The following is a 19,769-nucleotide window of genomic DNA, read 5'->3' as shown; positions in this document are numbered from 1 at the left end:
ACCCTTGCCTTCGATTGAAAGGCCAACCTGGCGGAGCACCCGCGCAATCATGAACCGACGCCCGAACCCAACGCCCACCGCCGCCCCGCTCGACGACATCGACCGCATGCTGCTCGCGGCGCTGGCCGAGGACGCCCGCGCGAGCGTCGCCGAACTGGCCAAGCACGTGGGGCTGTCGGCGCCTAGCACGTCCGAGCGGCTGCGCCGGCTCGAAGCGCAAGGCGTGATTGGCGGCTATACGGTGCAGATCGATCCGCGCGCGCTCGGCTACACCTTGCAGGCCATCGTGCGCGTGAAGCCGCTGCCCGGACAATTGCATCTGGTGGAAGAGGTGCTGCGGCGCATTCCCGAATTCGTCGAGTGCGACAAGGTCACGGGCGACGACTGCTTCATCGCCCGGCTGTATCTGCATTCGATCGAACAGCTCGACGAGATTCTCGCGAAAGTCACCGAGCGCGCCGAAACCAGCACGGCCATCGTCAAGTCCACCCCGGTGCCGCGCCGCCTGCCGCCGCTGCGTTGAAGCCGAGGCACGGCAGCCCGTCAGCGCTCCGTGGTCTCGAAGAAGGCCAGCATCTCCTCGACCAGCGCCTCGCTCGCCTCCTCGGGAATGTAATGGCCGCACGGCAGCGAGCGCCCGCTCACGTCGCGCGCCACCTTGCGCCATTCGGCGAGCGGGTCGAAGCAACGCTCGATCACGCCTTCCGCGCCCCACAGCACGCGCAGCGGGCACGCCACCTTGTTGCCGCGCTCGAGGTCGGCGCGGTCGTGCTCGAGGTCGATGGTGGCCGAGGCGCGGTAGTCCTCGCACATCGCATGCACGGCGCCCGGCTGGCGCAGCGCAGCGTGGTAGGCGCCCAGTGCCTTCGGCGCGAAGGGCGCGAGACCCGCGTGACGGCTGCCCATGACGCGCTCGATATAGACGTCGGGGTTCGCTTCGATCAATGTTTCCGGCAGCGGCGCGGGTTGGATCAGGAAGAACCAATGGAAGTAGAGCGTGGCGAACTCGCGGTCGGTCTGCTCGTACATGGCGAGCGTGGGCGCGATGTCGAGCAGCATGAGCCGCTCGACGGCGTCGGCGTGGTCGAGCGCCATGCGGTGCGCCACGCGCGCGCCGCGGTCGTGCGCGCATACGAGAAAACGCTCGTGGCCGAAGTGGCGCATGGCTTCGACCTGATCGGCCGCCATCGCGCGTTTCGAATAGGCGGCGTGCGTGTCGTCGCTGGCCGGTTTCGAGGAGGCGCCATAGCCGCGCAGATCCGTCGCGATGACGGTGAAGTGCTGCGCGAGCGCGGAAGCGCACCGGTGCCAGATCATGTGCGTCTGCGGATGGCCGTGCAGCAGCAACAGCGGCGGTCCGTCGCCGCCCTTCACGCCGCAGATGTCTACGCCGCCCGCAGTGCGAACGGTGAAAGGCTGGAATCCGTCGAAAGGCATGGGGCTAGTCTCTTGTGTTTGTTGGTCTGCGGTCATTGTATGAGGCGAGCGCGGCTCGAAAATGTGCTTTTGAGCCCATTGCGGTAGAAACCGAACACTCCCTCGAATACCGCACGAGAGATCCGCACGCGCGATGCCCGAACGACCCCACGCCTATAATCGAACGGCCGATTTCCCGCCCCGCCGTCTATCGAAGCGCCGCAAGGAGACCTCCCCATGGCACTGCCCGCCGTCCTGCAAAACCTCTCGCTGCCCGTCGTGGGCTCGCCGATGTTCATCGTCAGCTATCCGGAGCTCGTGCTCGCGCAGTGCAAGGCGGGCATCGTCGGCTCGTTTCCGGCGCTCAACGCGCGCCCCGCCGAAGAGCTGGGTGTCTGGCTCACGCAGATCCGGGAGGAACTCACCGCTTACAAGAACGCGAACCCCGAGGCCGTCATCGGGCCGATCGCCGTCAACCAGATCGTGCATCAGTCGAATGCGCGGCTCGAGCACGACGTGCGCGTCTGCGTCGAGCACCACGTGCCGATCTTCATCACGAGTCTGCGCGCGCCGCCGCGCGAGCTGCTCGACGCCGTGCACAGCTACGGCGGCATCGTGCTGCACGACGTCATCAACCTGCGCCACGCCGCCAAGGCGCTCGAAGCGGGCGTAGACGGCCTGATCCTCGTGGCAGCGGGCGCGGGCGGCCATGCGGGTACGACCTCGCCGTTCGCGCTCGTGGGCGAAGTACGGCGCATCTTCGACGGCCCGATCGTGCTGTCGGGCGCGATCGCCAACGGCGGCTCGATCCTCGCCGCCCAGGCCATGGGCGCGGACCTCGCCTACATGGGAACGCGCTTCATCGCGACCAAAGAAGCGCACGCCGTGGACGACTACAAGCACGCCATTCTCGAAGCAAAGGCCGCGGACATCGTCTACACGAACCTCTTCACGGGCGTGCACGGCAACTACATCCGCGAGAGCATCGTGAACGCCGGGCTCGATCCGGATGCGCTGCCCGAGTCGGACAAGTCGAAGATGGATTTCGGCGCGGGCACCTCGAAGGCAAAGGCCTGGAAAGACGTGTGGGGTGCGGGCCAGGCGGTGGGCCTGATGGACGACGTGCCCTCGGTGGCGGATCTCGTGGCGCGCCTGAAGCACGAGTACGAGGCGACGAAGGCGCGGCTGGGCGTGGGCCGCTGAGCGCGAGGCGCGCCCGGTTTCAGCGCCGGGTAGACGCAACACGGGCGACGTCGGCATTGAGCGCCGCCGCGCGGATCGCCTCCACGCCCGGCCACAGCTCGCGCTCAGAAAAGCGCGCGGCCAGGAAATCGACGAACGAGCGCACCTTCGCCGACAGATGGCGGCGGCTCGCATACACGGCGTAGATCGGCAGCTCGCGCGGCGGCAGTGCGTCGACGAGCAGCGGCACGAGGCGCCCTTCGGCGATATCGTCGCCCACCACCTCGGTGCCGAGCATCGACAGCCCGCCGCCTTGCAGCACCACCACGCGCAGCGCTTCCAGGTGATTGACGATGAGGTTGCCGCCCGGCTTGGGCTTCACGCCGCCCGCGCCCTCCGCGAACGGCGCGAGTTCCTGGGCCGAAGCCCCCGCGTACTGGACGAAGTTGTGCCGCGCGAGATCGGTCACGCTTTTCGGCGCGCCGTGGCGGCGCAGATACTCGGGCGAGGCGCACAGCACGATGTGCGCGGTGGCGAGCGGCCGCGCGATCAGCGAAGAAGACTTGAGCCCCGACGGCGCGGCGCGGATCGCCACGTCGAAGCCCTCGTCGATCAGCTCGACCACGCGGTCGGACAGCGTGATGTCGACCGTCACCTGAGGAAATCCGGCGGCGTAGTCGGCGACCGCGCCCATCACATGACGCAGCCCGAATGCCGTGAGCGACGACACGCGCAGCCGCCCCTGCGGCACCACGCTCGCCGCGCCCACGGCCTGGCCGGCCTCGTCGAGTTCGGTTAGCGCCTGGGCCACGCGCTCGTAGTATTCGCGCCCCGCCTCGGTGGGCGCGACGCGGCGCGTGGTGCGGTTCAACAGCCGCGCGCCGAGCTGCTGCTCCAGGTGCATCACATGCTTGCTCGCCATCGCGGCGGACATGTTCAAGCGCTCGGCCGCCGCGACGAAGCTGCCCGCCTCCACCACCTGGCGGAACACTTTCATGCTGACGAGGGTATCCATTGCGCGGCCTTCAACTCGAACATAAATGAGCGGGAATCAATCGGCGATATTTTCCTCGTTTTATCAAATGCGGGTGTTGAAACGCGCAGGGCGAGCTCTGTGTAGGCGGTCCGGAAAGCAAAAACCCCGAGCTGCACGCAGCGCGGGGTTTTCGCGTCGAACTTCGAACTGACAGGCTGCGCCGCTTAGAACTTCGCGCGCATGCCCACGCCGTAGGTCTGGCCGCTCGACATGTTGTCGAAGTGGTCGTACATGTACGCGGCGTAGACGTCGGTGCGCTTGGAAAGCGGGTAGTCGTAGCCGATCGCCGCCGTCTGGCGCGTCTGGTTCAGGCCGCCGCCGTCGCGCGAGTACGCATACGACGCCATCACCGTGCCCGGGCCGGCCGGGACCGTCACGCCACCCTGGGCGGTGTTGACGTGCCAGCTGCCCACCTGCTGCCAGTTCGCCGTGTACATGTACTGGCCGAAGAACTTCACGTACTTGAGGTCGTAAGAAAGACCGACCTGCGCCACGCCCTGGCTCTTCAGGCCGATGATGGTCGTGTCGCCGCTCACGATGCTGCCGATGTCGCCCGGCGTGTTGTTGAAGTTCACGTACTGGTAGACCGCCGTAGCCGCGAACGGGCCGTGGAAGTACAGACCCTGCACGCTCCACTTCTTCGAGCCGTTCTGGCCGGCCTGGTTGCCGAACGCATACATGGCCGAACCCGAAAGGCCGTTGAAGTTAGGCGTCGAGTACTGCACGGCGTTGTTCCAGCCCGAGTCGCCCACCACGCCCTGATCGGTCGTGTAGGTCGGGAACGTCGAGAGGCCGAGGTACACGTGGTACACCATCGGCGAGAAGGTGTACGAATCGATGAACGGGTTGAAGAGAATCGTCGAGACGAACAGCTGCGTCGTCAGGCGCCCCGCCGTGACCGTGCCGTACGGCGATTCGAGGCCGACGTACGCATTGCGCGCGAAGAACGTGTCGCCCGCGAAGCGGCCGTACTGACCGTTCTGCGCGCGGAAGAAACTTTCCAGTGTGAAGATCGCCTTGAAGCCGCCGCCCAGATCTTCCGATCCCTTCATGCCCCAGTACGACGTGGACATGCCCCCGCCGCTCACGTTCCAGGCGGTCTGGCCGCCCGGAAATTTCGTCGCCCCGACCCACTCGTCGACCTGGCCGTAGAGCTGGACGCTCGACTGCGCAAACGCCGACGACGACGCGGCGGCAAGAACAGCGGCGAGCGCGCTCGCCTTCAGGGTAGTGCGCAGCGCGCGGCTGACCGTTGTATTCATGGGTTCTCCAGTCTTTGTCAAAAAAGGGTGTCGGGCGGCTGAGGCGCTCGCGCAATGCCTGGTTTTTTCGTCGTTCGCAGGCGTGGCCGTTCTGGGCGGATCCATCTTTGCGGACCATTTTTATGGTCAAAAATAACCGGTGTTATTGCCGGTATATCGGGCGGATTAGTTTGCCGCCGATAGCACCCGGTTTGCCGCTGTCGACTTTGCTTTGCGCTGCGCTGCGTCACGGTTAGTCGCAGGCTGCCGCGCCGCGCCCAGTGGGGCGCTGCCGCACGCGCGTAGCTGCGAATGACGCGCCGCCAAAACGAAAGCGAGATTTGAGACGAAAGGGTTCTGCATGACGAGAGATTTCCAAAAAAGTGTGGTATCCGCGCGTCAGTTTTCGCGGCGTGGACGAACGCAACTTGTTTTGGACGTGTTTCGGCGGCGCTAACAGGTCAATGCCTGAAGCGAATCCTGAGGAGAGTCAAACAAAGACGGCGGGATAAAGCGTGCGGAGGGAAGAAAGCGAAAGCGCGCGGCGTGGCACCGCTCAATTACGGTAGGGCGAAGGCATGGGCGGACGCGGGACCTCGCCGCCGTTGCGCGTGAAGGGCCGGTAGGTACCGCCGCGCTCCTCGTTGTAGCGCGCGACGTCTTCGCGGATCGAGCCCGCGCGCACCGGCGACTCGGGCGGCGGATGCGGCACCTGGCGCGATTCCGCGCTCACGGGCGTGATGGGATTGCCGCGATAGCCACCGTAGCCGCCGAACGGCGTGCCGTAGCTGTAATCGCGATGCGGGGCCGGCTGCTGAACCTGGCCTTGCCACTGGTTCGGCGAGCGGTTACCGCCGCGCTCGTACCGGCCGCCCTGGTCGGCCACGCGCATGGGCGAAGCGGCACCGGTGTAAGCGGCGGGGCCACGGCCGCGTTCAGGGGCGCCGTGGTAGCCGCTGCCCCACGCCATGCCGCCGCCGCGCGGCGCGGGCATCAATTGCATGGCGGGCCTCGTGGGCATGGAAGGGGCGCGCGCGAAGCCGCCGCCCCCGCCGTGCCCTGGAAAACCGGGCTGAGCATGGGCGAGCGCAACAAAGGCCGCAAATCCGGCCCCCAAGACCCACTGTCCGAGTTTTGACAACCCTGCCTGCATTGTGACGTTTCACCTGCCCGACGTTCGCGCCTGGCACCCGCCGTTCGGGCCATGGCGGGCCAGTCCCGGGACGCTCGCCGCGCTGGCGCGTAACGATTGCCGCCACAACGGTCCCGGCGTCCCATTGACGGTAATTTATGGGCGTGCTGTATGGGTGTCGAGCCAAAAGATGTTATGCCGCCCGAAGGGTTGTAACACCATGTTACTGCTGGGTTTTCTGCCTTCGGGCAAGCCCTGGGAAGGCCGCCACGCACGGCTCTCCGCGCAAGTCTGGGAACGGTTCGTTTTATGGTTGATGGACGTCTGAAGATCTGAAGAATGCGCGGAGTCCTGACGGCTTTTGCGGCCCGGGAATGCCCCTCGCACGTCGATAAGGAATCCGGCATAAAGGGGAGATCGATGCCGGCGATACATGCGCATCCGTCATTAATCGATGCTTCAAATGAATTTGCTTTTTCAATCGGCTTGCGCCGACAATAGACGATCCGATTCACCCGTTGCACGCACATCGATCTGCGCGCAGCCAGGCGCCCAGGCGCGCACTTGAGATTGTCCGATGGCACGTCCGAAATTCCTGCCCGATAACTTCACCCTTTGCCTCGTCGGCACGGTGATTCTCGCGAGCCTGTTCCCCGTGCACGGCCAGGCCGCCACCGGTTTCAACTGGCTGACCAATGTGGCGGTCGGCCTGTTGTTCTTCCTGCACGGCGCCAAGCTCTCACGTGAGGCGATCATCGCCGGCGCGACGCACTGGCGGCTGCACATCGTCGTGCTGCTCAGCACCTTCGTGCTCTTTCCGGCGCTGGGCCTGGCTCTCAAGCCCGTGCTTTCGCCGCTCGTCACCCCGGCGCTCTACGCGGGCGTGCTGTTCCTCTGCACGCTGCCCTCCACGGTGCAGTCGTCCATCGCGTTCACCTCGATCGCGCGCGGCAACGTGCCCGCCGCCGTGTGCAGCGCTTCGGCGTCGAGCCTGATCGGCATCTTCGTCACGCCCGCGCTCGTGAGCCTGATCGTCACGAACCAGAGCGCGAGCGGCGGCTCGGCCTGGCACACCGTGTGGAACATCGTGCTGCAACTGCTCGTGCCGTTCGTGGCGGGCCAACTGCTGCGCCCGGTGATCGGCCGCTGGATCGAACGCAACAAGGGCGTGCTCAAGTTCGTCGATCAGGGCTCGATCCTGCTCGTGGTGTTCGGCGCGTTTTCCGAGGCCGTGAACGAAGGGCTCTGGCATCACCTTCCGCTCACCGCGCTCGGCGGCCTGCTCGTGGTGAACGCCGTGCTGCTCGCGCTCGCGCTCGGCATCACGATGTTCACGAGCAAGAAGCTCGGCTTCTCGCGCGCGGACCAGATCACCATCATTTTCTGCGGCTCGAAGAAGAGCCTCGCAGCCGGCGTGCCGATGGCGAAGGTCATCTTCGCCTCGAACGCCGTGGGCGCGGTCGTGCTGCCTCTGATGCTGTTCCACCAGATCCAGCTCATGGTGTGCGCGGCGCTCGCCCAGCGCTGGGGCGCCCGCGACATGAGCGCCGAGCGCGCCGCCAGCGCGGGCGACGAATCGCGCGCCGGCGCGAACGAGCGCACGGCTACTGCTGCGCGCCGTTAATCGGCATCAAGTACGTCACCCGGGGCGGCGAGAAGCCGCCGCCCCGCCGCAGCAAACGCCGTGGCGAGCGCCCGGCATTTCACCCTCCCCCGCCAGCCTCCCCTCCCCGCGTCACATGCCCAAAGATTGGGCTTCGCGGCGCTGTCACCAAAATTTCATTTAATTCATCCGATCATATGCCGTTAAGTTCATCGTCTTCGCCCCTTCCGGCCTGTCCATGTCTGCTCCCGCGCCACTCCTGCACGCGGCGCCCGGCGTCGGGGCGCTGATCGCCCAGCGCCAGCTGCGCGCCGTCTTCCAGCCCATCGTCGATTTCGAGGGTGGCGCGATCCTCGGCTACGAAGGCCTCATTCGCGGGCCGGCCGGCTCGCCGCTCGAAACGCCCGCCGCCCTCTTCGCGCGCGCCGGCGACGAACAGTGCACCGCTTCGCTCGAACGCGCCGCCGCCCGCACCTGCATCGAAACGTTCGCGAAACTCGACTGCCCCGGCAAGCTCTTCCTCAATTTCAGCGCCGACGCGCTGCGCCAGCTGACCGCCGACGGCGACGCCGCACTCGCCCTCTTCGACGGCCCGATCGACCCCACGCGCGTCGTGATCGAGCTCACCGAGCAAAGCGCCATCCACGACCTGCGCAACTTTTCGGCCGTCGTCGAGACGCTGCGCGCGGCCGGTGCCCAGTTCGCGCTCGACGACTACGGCACGGCCAACGCCAGCCTCAACCTCTGGGTGCAGCTGCAGCCCGATGTCGTGAAGATCGACCGTTTCTTCATCCACGACATCGCCAACGACGCGCTCAAGTTCGAAGCCGTGCGCGCCGTCCAGCATTTCGCGCAGGCGAGCGGCACGCGGCTCGTGGCGGAAGGCATCGAGAACGCGGCCGACCTGATCGTGCTGCGCGACATGGGCATCGACTGCGGCCAGGGCTTTTTCTTCGGCCGCCCCAACGTGGAGCCGCTGCGCGTGCTCGCCCGCGAAGCGCGCGAGGCGATTCGCGCGGATCATATCGCCGTGTTCCCCGAGGCCACGCGCAGCGCCGCCACGCAGCCCGCGGGTGGCGGCGCGCCGGCCAGCAAGATGCTCGTGCGCGCGCCCGCGCTGCCGCGCGAGGCGACCAACAACGACGTGCTCGAACTGTTCAACGGTCAACCCGACCTGCACGCAGTGGCCGTGGTGGAAGACGAGGCGCCCGTCGCGCTCATCAACCGGCGCGCGTTCATGGACCGCTATGCGCTGCCGTATCACCGCGAGCTGTTCGGCAAGAAGGCCTGCCTGCAATTCGCCAACGCGCAGCCGGTGGTGATCGAGCAGTCGATGACGGTCGAGCAGATGGCGACGCTGCTCGTCAGCGACGACCAGCGCTATCTCGCCGATGGTTTCGTCATCACCGATAACGGCCGGTACGCCGGGCTCGGCACCGGCGAGAGCCTCGTGCGAGCCGTGACGGAGGTGCGCATCCAGGCGGCGCGCTACGCCAATCCGCTCACCTTCCTGCCGGGCAATATTCCCATCAGTTCGCATATCGAGCGGCTGCTGTCGCACGACGCGGGCTTTCACGCGTGCTACGTCGACCTGAACCAGTTCAAGCCCTTCAACGATCAGTACGGCTACTGGCAGGGCGACGAGGTGCTGAAGTTCGCGGCGACGGTGCTCGCCGACGCCTGCGACCCCACGCGCGACTTCCTCGGCCACGTGGGCGGCGACGACTTCCTGATCCTGTTCCAGAGCGAGACGTGGCGCGAGCGAGCGCGCCAGGCGATCGAAACGTTCAACGAGGGCGCGCAGCGCTTCTACGCGCCGGGCGACCGCCTCGCGGGCGGCATTCACGGCGAGGATCGCCACGGCAACGCCACCTTCTTCACCTTCGTGACGATGGCGATCGGCTGCGTGCACGTGGCACCGGGCGAAGGTGCACAGCACAGCAGCGACGCCATCGCCTCGCTCGCGGCGCTCGCCAAGCGCCGCGCGAAACAGGAAGCGAGCGGCCTCGTCGTGATCGACGGCAGCGCGAGCGCCAACCTCGTGCCCACGCTCAGTTCGGCATCAGGCGAAACCGCCGGTACAGCATAGCGACCTGAGCCTCCCCTGCGGCAGCCCGCAACATCAACGGGCCGGCCGCGCGGCTCGTGCCGCGCGCCGGCCCGTTTTGCTTGCGTTGCTTGACTGCTGCGCAGTCGCTAGATCGTCCCCATCAAGACCAGCACGACCACCACGACGACGATGATGCCGAGCGTGCCTGAAGGCGCATAGCCCCACGAGCGGCTATACGGCCACGCCGGGAACGCGCCAATGAGCAGCAGGATCAAAATGACCAGAAGCAGGGTGCCGAGCATGAGGCCTCCGAAAGTCGAATGTTGGCATCCGCCTTTCCGCAACCGTCGTGCCCGCACGTGTTTAGCTAATTTTACTAAACACTAATGTTTGCGTTTATTTCATTGTTTACTGGTATTTACCTGGAATTCGAGACGTCGATTCGGGTTTTTCGAACAGATTTTTACTATACAATCGCCGCACACCTGACCACACCCGGAACGCTCACCGCGCCACCGCTAGCCAGGAATCATGGGGACAACCATTCGCGACGTCGCGCAGGCCGCCAACGTGTCGATCGGCACGGTGTCGCGCGCGTTGAAAAATCAGCCGGGCCTCTCCGAGGCCACCCGCGAGCGCATCGTCGAGGTCGCGCGCACGCTCGGCTATGACTGCGCGCAACTGCGTCCGCGCATTCGCCGGCTCACCTTCCTGCTCCACCGCCAGCACAACAACTTCGCGGCGAGCCCGTTCTTCTCGCACGTGCTGCACGGCGTGGAAGACGCGTGCCGCGAACACGGCATCGTGCCCGCGCTGCTCACCGCCGGCCCCGCCGACGACACCGTCCAGCAGTTGCGCCTGCACGCGCCCGACGCCATCGCCGTAGCGGGCTTCGTCGAACCGGAAATGCTCGCCGCGCTCGTCGCGCTGCAACGCCCGCTCGTGCTGATCGATCTGTGGGCGGCTGGTCTGCGCTCGGTGAACATCGACAACGCGGCGGGCGCCGCGCTCGCCATGCAGCATCTGTTCGAGCTGGGACGGCGGCGCATTGCGTTCATCGGCGGCTCGCTCGCGCACTACAGCATCGCGCAGCGCGCGCTCGGCTACCGGCGCGCGTTCTTCGAGGCGGGCCTGTTGTTCGACCCGTCGCTCGAAACGACGATCGACGGCGGCCTCGATCCCGACACGGGCGCGGCGCTCGCCATGCAACGCTTGATCGACGCGGCGCGCGCCGCATCGCGCCCGCCGCCCGACGCGCTTTTCGCCTACAACGACGCCGCCGCGCTCGCTGCCATGCGCGTGTGCCTCGCCAATGGCCTGCGCGTGCCCGAGGACATCGCCATCATCGGTTTCGACGATATCGCGGGCGCCACGCACGCCACGCCGCCGCTTTCGACGATCGCCGTCGACAAGGAAGCACTCGGGCGGCGCGGCGTCGAACTGCTGCTCGAAGAAACGCCTGCCGCGAACGAAATCCGTTTGCCGGTGCAGCTCGTCGCGCGTGCGAGCACGCTGGGTGCGGCGTCATCGAATCTCGTTGCCGCGCAGGCCGTCCACCACGCTGCAGGCGCGCCGCAAAGCGCCTGACGCGCGCCGTCGAAAACACGCTGAACACACACGAAATACGCTGAAGCCACGTCCAGGACAGAAGAGAAAGCCATGACGATGACCGCCGACACCGCCACTCCCGCCACCGCAAACCCCGTCGCCGTACCGGGCGTCGCGAGCTTTCGCGACCGCGGCTTCCTGCTCGGCCACGTGCAGGACACGCTGCGCTTTTACGCGCCGAACGTGCTCGATCCCTCGGGCGGGTTCTTCCACTACTTCCGCGACGACGGCTCGATCTACAACGCGCACTCGCGGCACCTCGTGAGCAGCTGCCGGTACGTCTTCAACTACGCGATGGCGTATCGCGAGTTCGGCGATCCGCAGCACCTCGAATACGCGCGCCACGGCCTGCAGTTCCTGCGCGAGGGCCACTGGGACCCGCATCTGCAGGGCTACGACTGGGAGATCGACTGGCGCGACGGCAAGAAGCGCGTGCTCGACGCCACGCGCCACTGCTACGGCCTCGCGTTCGTACTGCTCGCTTACGCGCATGCGGCGATGGCCGGCATCGAGGAAGCGCGGCCGATGATCGGCGCGACCTTCGATCTGATGGAACACCGCTTCTGGGACGGCGCGGCGGGCCTCTACGCCGACGAGGCGAGCGCCGACTGGATCGTCTCGGGCTATCGCGGCCAGAACGCCAACATGCACACGACCGAGGCGCTGCTCGCGGCCTACGAAGCGACGGGCCATCTCGTCTATCTCGACCGCGCCGAGCGCGTCGCCTCGAACATCACGCTGCGCCAGGCGAAGCTCTCGCAAGGGCTCGTGTGGGAGCACTTTCACGCGGACTGGTCGGTGGACTGGCACTACAACGAGGAAGACAGCTCGAACATCTTCCGCCCGTGGGGCTTCCAGCCGGGCCATCAAACGGAGTGGGCGAAGCTGCTCTTGCTGCTCGAACGGCACCGGCCGCTGCCCTGGCTGCTGCCGCGCGCGATCGAACTGTTCGACGCCGCCATGGCGCACGCCTGGGACAACGATCACGGCGGCCTCTACTACGGCTTCGGCCCGGATGGCACCGTGTGCGATCACGACAAGTACTTCTGGGTGCAGGCGGAAACCTTCGCCACGGCGGCGCTGCTCGGCAAGCGCACCGGCAACGAGCGATTCTGGGACTGGTACGACGAAATCTGGCGCTACAGCTGGGCGAATTTCGTCGATCATCGTTACGGTGCGTGGTATCGCATCCTCACCTGCGACAACCGTAAGTACAGTGACGAGAAGAGTCCCGCCGGCAAGACCGACTATCACACGATGGGCGCGTGCTACGAAGCGCTGAACGCGCTGCCCGGACGCGGCATGGCGCCGGTCATCGGCCGCGAGGAAGCGACCGCCGCCGACGCCGGTGGCGCGAACGCATGACGGGCACGAGCGGCCAGAACTAGAGAGAGGAACACGACGATGAGCACCTGCAGCACCGGCCCGGACTTTTCGTCCGGCTTCCCGGCCTTCATCTCGGCCGGCGACATTCTCACCGATCTCGTGCGCACTCCCGCGCCCGAGGGCACGCCGCACACGTCGCAGCCCGGCGCACCGGGCATGGACTCGCACTGGCGCGCGCATCCTGGCGGCGCGGGCTGGAACGTCGCGCGCGCGGTCGCGCGCCTCGGGCTGCCCACGGCGAGCGTGGGGGCGCTCGGCGTCGACAACTTCTCGGACGAGCTCTGGAACGCGAGCGTGGCCGCCGGTCTCGACATGCGTTTCATGCAGCGCGTGGAGCGCGCGCCGCTGCTCGCGATCGTGCATCAGACGCATCCGCCCGCGTACTACTTCATCGGCGAGCACAGCGCCGACCTCGCCTTCGATCCCGCGAAGCTGCCCGAAGGCTGGCGCGCGCATGCGAAGTGGGCGCACTTCGGCTGCATCAGCCTCGTGCGGCAGCCGCTCGGCGAAACGCTCGCCACGCTCGCCGCCGAGCTGCGCGCGGCCGGCGTGAAGATCAGCTTCGATCCGAACTACCGCAACCTCATGGCGCACGGCTACGAGCCGATCCTTCGCCGCATGGCCGCGCTCGCCGATCTCATCAAGGTCTCCGACGAAGACCTGCGCATGCTGTTCGCCGGCAAGAGCGAGGCCGACGCCATCGACGCCGTGCGCGCGCTCAATCCGGCCGCCACGCTGCTCGTCACGCGCGGCGCGCAGGCGGCCACGCTCTATGTGGGCACCGAGGTGATCGAGGCGGCGCCGCCGCGCGTCGAAGTGGCCGATACGGTGGGTGCCGGCGACGCGTCCATCGGCGGGCTGCTGTTCAGCCTCATGAGCGCGCCGCAGCGCAACTGGCGCCAGCATCTCGCCTTCGCGCTCGCCGCGGGCGCGGCCGCATGCCGCCGGCCCGGCGCGCATTCGCCGACGCTCGACGAAGTCGTCGCGTTGCTCGCCGACTGAAGGCGCCCGCGGCGCGCAGTCTGGCGCGCCGCCCGGACACGGCGCGGGGCTGACACGAAAGCGCCGCGCCGTCGTCATATGGGTGTCCCGCAGGCCCGCGGGCAACGTGCTAGCATGGAATCTCCCTCTTGTTGCGGGTCAGGCGCGACGCTTGCGCGCCTTCATCCACTGTGACCCGTCGAGGGGAGTTTCCTTCCACGAGGAGCACGTTATGGAAGACGTCAGCTACACCAAGGGGATCTACACGGCCGTCGCCACAGTGCGGCCCATGAACGCCGGCCAGTACCAGGGCCTGGTCTCCCTGGCGCGCGACGACGGCGAGGAACTCGAAAACGCGGTGTATGAAGTCGAAGCCGCATCGGGCACGCCGGAAGAAGCTCTCGAAGAAGCCAAGGCGCTGGCGCATCGCATTCTCGGCGAACTCGAGCTGTAAGTCGCCCGGTGAGCCCAGGGCCCGCTCGGGGACTGCCGGCAGCGCTGCAAGAGACGGGGGGCTCTGCATGGGGCCAGAGTGAGGGCGTTGCATGGGCCCGGAATAAGTGCTGAAGCACTGACTCCGGCCGACAGCTAAAGCGCCAACTCTGGTCGACAGCTGTGCATGGGACCAGAGTAAAGGCTTTGCATGGGCCCGGAGTAAGTGCTGAAGCACTAACTCCGGCCGACAGCTAAAGCGCCAACTCTGGTCGACAGGAGGTTAGCCATGTCCGAACAGCTCTTTCTATACGGCGTCTACGCCATCCACGTGCATCCGCTCGAACTGCAGGGCGCTCGCTGGGACGCCGAGTATCAGATCACGCATCGCGACAAGGCCGTGCAGCCGTGGGTCACGGTCGGCGGCAACTCGGGATTCGACGCGGCGACGCTCGCCGTGGACGCCGCGCGCCGCCAGGCCATCGCCGATATCGAACATGGCGCGGGCATTCCGAAGCCGCATGGGTTTCCGTAAGCCTTTCGTTCGACGCCGTTCCTGCCGCGTCTCGCTGCTGCTCTCGTCGCGCTAGCCCTGCGCCCTGCCAGCGCCCGTCGGCGCGTGCCTGCTTGTCCTGTCCCTGCGGCATTGCTACGCTCTTCTCCTTACTTCAGATCCGCAGGGACCATCATGACGTCCGAGACGCCGGAGCGCTTCGCCAACCAGGAAGCAGCCCAGCAAGCCGATTCGGCATCCGGGGCTTCGCCCGGCGTGGACATGGACGCCTGCAAGGCCGAAACGCCTGCGGGGCCCAGGAAAAGAGCCAGACGCGGCACGCCGCGCAAGCTGATGATCGGCACGCGCGAGGTGCTCGTCTACGGCATGCCGCAGTCCTGGGGCGACTTCTATCACACGGCGCTCACCATGCGCTGGCCCACCTTCTTTGCGTCGCTCGCGGCCCTCTTCCTGCTCATGAACGGCGTGTTCGCGTGCCTCTACCAGCTCGGCGCCGCACCCATCGCCAACCAGTATCCAAAGGGCTTTCTCGGCGCGTTCTTCTTCAGCGTGGAGACGCTCGCCACCGTCGGCTACGGCGACATGCATCCGCAAACGCTCTACGCGCATATCGTCGCCACGTTCGAGATCTTCGTCGGCATGTCGGGGATCGCGTTGGCGACCGGCCTCGTGTTCGCGCGCTTCTCGCGCCCGCGCGCCAAGATCATGTTCGCGAGCCAGGTGGTGGTGCACCCCATCGAAGGCCGCATGACGCTGATGGCGCGCGCGGCCAACGCCCGCCAGAACGTGATCGCCGAAGCGGGCGCGAAGCTGCGGCTGATCCGCATCGAAACCTCGTCGGACGGCTTTCGCGCGCGGCGCATCCACGACCTCAAGCTCGTGCGCGACCAGCATCCGCTCTTCACGCTGGGCTGGAATCTCATGCACGTGATCGACGAATCGAGCCCGCTCTACGGCGTCACACCCGAGATGCTGGCCGAGCAGCACGGTACGCTGCATGTCGTGATCGAGGGCTCCGACGAATCGACCGCGCAGACCATGCAGGCGCGCTTTAGCTGGTCGGACCGCCAGATCCGCTGGGACTACCGCTACGTCGACCTGATGAGCGACGCGGACGGCGTGAGCACGATGGACTACACGCACTTTCACGATGTCGTGCCGTTCGATCGCGCAAAGCCCTACGCACCGCGGACGATCTGACGGATTGTCCCGAAGGCCGATCCGGGCGGGATCGCGGCCGCGCAGGGAAAATCTCTCTCCAAATTCGCCCGGCGCGGGCAGGCTCTCGCGCGAATAGGCGGCAGCGCCGGAGAGTTAGCAAAAAATTTCCGTCATTGGCGAGAAAAAATAGAGTCTCTTTCGCGCTCTCCTCGGAGGGCGTACGACAGCAAAGCTAAGCATGAGATCGCAGCAAGTGCTCTGCATGGGCCCGGAGTAAGTGCTGAAGCACTAACTCCGGGCGACAGCTGAAGCGCTCACTGCGGTCGATATATGGAGACTCCCCCAATGACCGCGCGCCCCGCGTTCGGCGACACGCCCTCGCCGCTTGATACGCCGCCCCTCGCTGATTACAAGCTCACCGACAACCTCACCGCCACGCGCGGCCGCATCTTCCTGACCGGCACCCAGGCGCTGATCCGCCTCGCGCTCATGCAGCGCGCACTCGACCGCGCGCATGGCCTGAACACCGCGGGCTTCATCAGCGGATATCGCGGCTCGCCGCTCGGCATGGTCGATCAGCAGGCGTGGAAGGCGAAGAAACTGCTCGAAGCCGCCGACGTGCGCTTCTTGCCCGCCATCAACGAGGAGTTGGGCGGCACCGCCGTGCTCGGCACGCAGCGCGTGGAAGCCGACCCGGAGCGCACCGTCGAAGGCGTGTTCGCGATGTGGTACGGCAAGGGCCCGGGCGTCGATCGCGCCGGCGACGCGCTCAAGCACGGCAACGCCTACGGCTCGTCGCCGCACGGCGGCGTGCTCGTGGTGGCCGGCGACGACCACGGCTGCGTGTCGTCGTCCATGCCGCATCAGAGCGACTTCGCGCTGATGGCGTGGCACATGCCTGTGGTGAATCCGTCGAACATCGCGGACATGCTCGAATTCGGCCTGTATGGCTGGGCGCTCTCGCGCTACTCGGGCGCGTGGGTGGGCTACAAGGCGATTTCGGAGACGGTGGAGTCGGGCTCGACCGTCGATCTCGATGCCATCAAAACCGACTGGCAAGCGCCCGATTTGGCCACTGCGGGCTTCACGCCGCCGCCGGGCGGCCTGCACAACCGCTGGCCCGATCTGCCGAGTCTCGCCATCGAGCAGCGCCTCGCCGCCAAGCTCGACGCCGTGCGCCACTTCGCGCGCATGAACAGCATCGACAAGTGGATCGCGCCGAGCCCGCACGCGAACGTGGGGATCGTCACCTGCGGCAAGGCGCACCTCGATCTGATGGAAACGCTGCGCCGTCTCGATCTCACCGTCGACGACCTCGATCGCGCGGGCGTGCGCATCTACAAGGTGGGCCTGTCGTTCCCGCTGGAGATGTCGCGTATCGACGCGTTCGTCGCGGGCCTCACCGACGTGCTCGTGATCGAAGAGAAGGGGCCGGTGATCGAGCAGCAGATCAAGGACTACCTCTACAACCGCAAGGAAGGCGCGCGCCCCACCGTGATCGGCAAGCACGCCGAAGACGGCACGCTGCTGCTCTCGGAGCTGGGCGAGCTGCGCCCCTCGCGCATCCTGCCCGTGTTCGCCGCGTGGCTCGCGAAGCACCGTCCGGCGCTCGACCGCCGCGAGCGCGTGGTCGATCTCGTCGCGCCGCAAATCCTCTCGAACGCCGCCGACGCCGTGCGCCGCACGCCCTACTTCTGCTCGGGCTGCCCGCACAACACGTCGACCAAGGTGCCCGAAGGCTCGATCGCGCAGGCCGGCATTGGCTGCCACTTCATGGCTTCGTGGATGGAGCGCGACACCACGGGCCTGATCCAGATGGGCGGCGAAGGCGTGGACTGGGCCGCGCACTCGATGTTCACGAAGATGCCGCACGTGTTCCAGAATCTCGGCGACGGCACCTACTTTCACTCAGGCATCCTTGCGATTCGCCAGGCAGTCGCGGCGAAGACCAACATCACCTACAAGATCCTCTACAACGACGCCGTGGCGATGACGGGCGGCCAGCCCGTGGACGGCAGCATTTCCGTGCCGCAGATCGCACGCCAGGTGGAAGCCGAAGGCGTCTCGCGCTTCGTGGTGGTGAGCGACGAGCCCGAGAAGTACGACGGCCATCACGGTCTGTTCCCGAAGGGCACGACGTTCCATCACCGCAGCGAACTGGACACGGTGCAGCGCGAACTGCGCGAAACGCCGGGCGTGACCGTGCTGATCTACGACCAGACTTGCGCCGCCGAAAAGCGCCGCCGCCGCAAGAAGGGCGAATTCCCCGACCCGGACAAGCGTCTCTTCATCAACGAGGAAGTGTGCGAAGGCTGCGGCGACTGCGGTGTGCAGTCGAATTGTCTTTCGGTCGAACCCGTGGAAACGGAGCTGGGCCGCAAGCGCCGCATCGACCAGTCGTCGTGCAACAAGGACTATTCGTGCGTGAACGGCTTCTGCCCGAGCTTCGTGACCGTCGAGGGCGGCAAGCTCAAGAAGGCCGCGGGCGCCGCGTTCGATCCGCAGGCGCTCACCGCGCGCGTGAATGCCCTGCCCATGCCGGCCACGCATCTCGACAACGCGCCCTACGACATCCTCGTGACGGGCGTGGGCGGCACCGGAGTCGTGACCGTGGGCGCGCTCATCAGCATGGCCGCGCATCTGGAAGGCAAGAGCGCTTCGGTGCTCGACTTCATGGGTTTCGCGCAGAAGGGCGGCTCGGTGCTCTCGTTCGTGCGCTTCGCGGCGACCGACGCGCTGCTCAACCAGGTGCGCATCGACACGCAGCAGGCCGACCTGCTGCTCGCCTGCGACATGGTGGTGGGCGCGAGCGCCGACGCGCTGCAAACCGTGCGGCACGACCGCACGCGCATCGTCGTGGACACGCATGAGATTCCGAACGCGTCGTTCGTGCAGAACCCCGAAGCGAACCTGCACGCCGACGCGCTGCTCGCGAAGATGCGGCACGCGGCGACCGGCGGTGCTTCGAACGCACAGGATCCGCTCTCCGCATGCGACGCGCAGGCGCTTGCGCAGCGTTATCTCGGCGACACGATCGGCGCCAACATCGTGATGCTCGGCTTCGCGTGGCAGCTTGGCCTCGTGCCGGTTTCGCTCGCGGCGCTCACGCGCGCCATCGAACTGAACAACGTGGCCGTGCAGGCGAACCTGTTCGCGTTCTCCATCGGCCGCATGGCCGCCGCCGATCCCGCTGCGCTCGAAGCGCTCGACACGCAACGTGCGGCCGCCGCGAAAGCCACGGCGCGCAAGCTCACGCAAACGCTCGACGAACTGATCGCCGACCGCGAAGGGCGTCTGCTCGCGTATGGCGGCGCGAGCTACGTGAAGCGCTATCGCGCGCTGGTCGATGCCGCACGCAGCGCCGACAAGAGTGCGGAGAAAACGCTCGCGCGCGCCGTCGCGACCACGTTCTATCGGCTGCTTGCCGTGAAGGACGAATACGAAGTCGCGCGCCTGCACGCCGACCCGGCGTTGCGCGCCGCGCTCGAGGCGCAGTTCGAGGGCACGGCGGGCAGCGACTTCACCGTGAAGTTCAACCTCGCGCCGCCGCTCATCGCGCGTGAAAAGAACGGCCAGCCTCCGCGCAAGATGCAGTTCGGCCAGTGGATGTGGAGTGCGTTCGGGCTGCTCAAGAAGGGCCGCAGCGTGCGCGGCACGTGGCTCGATCCGTTCGGCAAGACACTGGAGCGCCGCATGGAGCGCGCCCTCGCCGGCGACTACGAGGCGACGCTGCGCGGTGCGTTCGCGAGCCTCACCGCCGAAAACGCCGACGACATCGCCAAGCTCGCGACTCTGCATCAACGTGTGCGTGGCTATGGGCACGTCAAGCTGGCGAACCTCGCGGCGGTCAAACGCAGCGAGCGCGAACTGGCGGCGCGCCTTGCCATCGACGTGAAGACGAGCGCCGCCGTCCAGGAAGCCCTCGCGTCGTTCAAGGGTGCTGGCGCGTTGCGCGGCATTCCGGTGGTCGTGGCGAAATAAGGTGAAGTGAGCCGGCAGGCGCGCGCCGTTCATCTGAATGGCGCGC

Annotated in this window: 16 protein-coding genes; 11 read left to right on the top strand and 5 right to left on the bottom strand. The window is 66.8% G+C overall.

Annotation, left to right across the window (positions count from 1 at the left end):
• Positions 1 to 49 precede the first annotated feature (49 nt).
• Positions 50 to 523, top strand: coding sequence for an Lrp/AsnC family transcriptional regulator (locus AB4Y43_RS31875; RefSeq protein WP_368606334.1), 474 nt, complete (start codon positions 50 to 52; stop codon positions 521 to 523).
• A gap of 20 nt (positions 524 to 543) precedes the next feature.
• On the opposite strand, the gene AB4Y43_RS31870 is transcribed toward AB4Y43_RS31875, so the two are convergent.
• Positions 544 to 1,437 carry an alpha/beta fold hydrolase gene (locus tag AB4Y43_RS31870; RefSeq protein ID WP_368729608.1) on the bottom strand — a complete coding sequence of 298 codons (894 nt, stop codon included), beginning with the start codon at positions 1,435 to 1,437 and terminating at the stop codon, positions 544 to 546.
• A gap of 216 nt (positions 1,438 to 1,653) precedes the next feature.
• Here AB4Y43_RS31870 and AB4Y43_RS31865 point away from each other — a divergent pair, with 216 nt between their 5' ends.
• The gene (locus AB4Y43_RS31865; RefSeq protein WP_069265156.1) at positions 1,654 to 2,619 is read left to right on the top strand and encodes a nitronate monooxygenase family protein; all 966 of its coding nucleotides are present in this window, start codon (positions 1,654 to 1,656) and stop codon (positions 2,617 to 2,619) included.
• Between the two features lie 19 nt (positions 2,620 to 2,638).
• Here the strand turns inward: AB4Y43_RS31865 and AB4Y43_RS31860 are convergent, their stop codons facing one another.
• The 3 genes from AB4Y43_RS31860 to AB4Y43_RS31850 all read right to left on the bottom strand — a co-directional run bounded on the left by AB4Y43_RS31860 (position 2,639) and on the right by AB4Y43_RS31850 (position 5,878).
• Positions 2,639 to 3,613, bottom strand: a complete 975-nt coding sequence (locus AB4Y43_RS31860) for a LysR family transcriptional regulator (protein WP_368729607.1) — start codon at positions 3,611 to 3,613, stop codon at positions 2,639 to 2,641.
• A gap of 185 nt (positions 3,614 to 3,798) precedes the next feature.
• Complete coding sequence (locus tag AB4Y43_RS31855) at positions 3,799 to 4,896, bottom strand: porin (protein WP_368606330.1); 1,098 nt, start codon at positions 4,894 to 4,896, stop codon at positions 3,799 to 3,801.
• A 535-nt stretch (positions 4,897 to 5,431) separates the two neighbouring features.
• Positions 5,432 to 5,878 (bottom strand): hypothetical protein, encoded by a 447-nt coding sequence (locus tag AB4Y43_RS31850; RefSeq protein WP_368729606.1) that lies wholly within the window; start codon positions 5,876 to 5,878, stop codon positions 5,432 to 5,434.
• 706 nt (positions 5,879 to 6,584) lie between these two features.
• Here AB4Y43_RS31850 and AB4Y43_RS31845 point away from each other — a divergent pair.
• Both AB4Y43_RS31845 and AB4Y43_RS31840 read left to right on the top strand, forming a co-directional pair.
• Complete coding sequence (locus AB4Y43_RS31845) at positions 6,585 to 7,631, top strand: bile acid:sodium symporter family protein (RefSeq protein ID WP_069265160.1); 1,047 nt, start codon at positions 6,585 to 6,587, stop codon at positions 7,629 to 7,631.
• Between the two features lie 217 nt (positions 7,632 to 7,848).
• Positions 7,849 to 9,699: an EAL domain-containing protein gene (locus AB4Y43_RS31840; RefSeq protein WP_368729605.1), complete on the top strand. Its 1,851-nt coding sequence runs from the start codon at positions 7,849 to 7,851 to the stop codon at positions 9,697 to 9,699.
• Between the two features lie 107 nt (positions 9,700 to 9,806).
• Here the strand turns inward: AB4Y43_RS31840 and AB4Y43_RS31835 are convergent, their stop codons facing one another.
• Entirely contained in the window at positions 9,807 to 9,962 is a 156-nt protein-coding gene (locus AB4Y43_RS31835) for a DUF3309 family protein (protein WP_069265162.1), read from the bottom strand.
• 229 nt (positions 9,963 to 10,191) lie between these two features.
• Here AB4Y43_RS31835 and AB4Y43_RS31830 point away from each other — a divergent pair, with 229 nt between their 5' ends.
• The 7 genes from AB4Y43_RS31830 to AB4Y43_RS31800 all read left to right on the top strand — a co-directional run bounded on the left by AB4Y43_RS31830 (position 10,192) and on the right by AB4Y43_RS31800 (position 19,723).
• Positions 10,192 to 11,247, top strand: coding sequence for a LacI family DNA-binding transcriptional regulator (locus AB4Y43_RS31830; protein WP_368729604.1), 1,056 nt, complete (start codon positions 10,192 to 10,194; stop codon positions 11,245 to 11,247).
• 78 nt (positions 11,248 to 11,325) lie between these two features.
• Positions 11,326 to 12,633 (top strand): AGE family epimerase/isomerase, encoded by a 1,308-nt coding sequence (locus AB4Y43_RS31825; protein ID WP_141710687.1) that lies wholly within the window; start codon positions 11,326 to 11,328, stop codon positions 12,631 to 12,633.
• 39 nt (positions 12,634 to 12,672) lie between these two features.
• Positions 12,673 to 13,656, top strand: a complete 984-nt coding sequence (locus AB4Y43_RS31820) for a carbohydrate kinase (RefSeq protein WP_069265165.1) — start codon at positions 12,673 to 12,675, stop codon at positions 13,654 to 13,656.
• 211 nt (positions 13,657 to 13,867) lie between these two features.
• The gene (locus AB4Y43_RS31815) at positions 13,868 to 14,089 is read left to right on the top strand and encodes a hypothetical protein (protein ID WP_069265166.1); all 222 of its coding nucleotides are present in this window, start codon (positions 13,868 to 13,870) and stop codon (positions 14,087 to 14,089) included.
• 267 nt (positions 14,090 to 14,356) lie between these two features.
• Positions 14,357 to 14,602 (top strand): hypothetical protein, encoded by a 246-nt coding sequence (locus AB4Y43_RS31810; protein ID WP_069265167.1) that lies wholly within the window; start codon positions 14,357 to 14,359, stop codon positions 14,600 to 14,602.
• Positions 14,603 to 14,842: 240 nt separating this feature from the next.
• A complete protein-coding gene (locus AB4Y43_RS31805) occupies positions 14,843 to 15,781 on the top strand; it encodes an ion channel (protein ID WP_342949631.1) in 939 nt (312 codons plus the stop codon).
• 306 nt (positions 15,782 to 16,087) lie between these two features.
• Entirely contained in the window at positions 16,088 to 19,723 is a 3,636-nt protein-coding gene (locus tag AB4Y43_RS31800) for an indolepyruvate ferredoxin oxidoreductase family protein (protein WP_368729603.1), read from the top strand.
• Positions 19,724 to 19,769: the final 46 nt, after the last annotated feature.

This window comes from Paraburkholderia sp. BR10872 (genome assembly GCF_040965835.1).
Lineage (GTDB): Bacteria > Pseudomonadota > Gammaproteobacteria > Burkholderiales > Burkholderiaceae > Paraburkholderia > Paraburkholderia nodosa_A.
The sequence above is the reverse complement of the archived record's forward strand: the minus strand, read 5'-3'. Positions and strand labels throughout refer to the sequence as shown.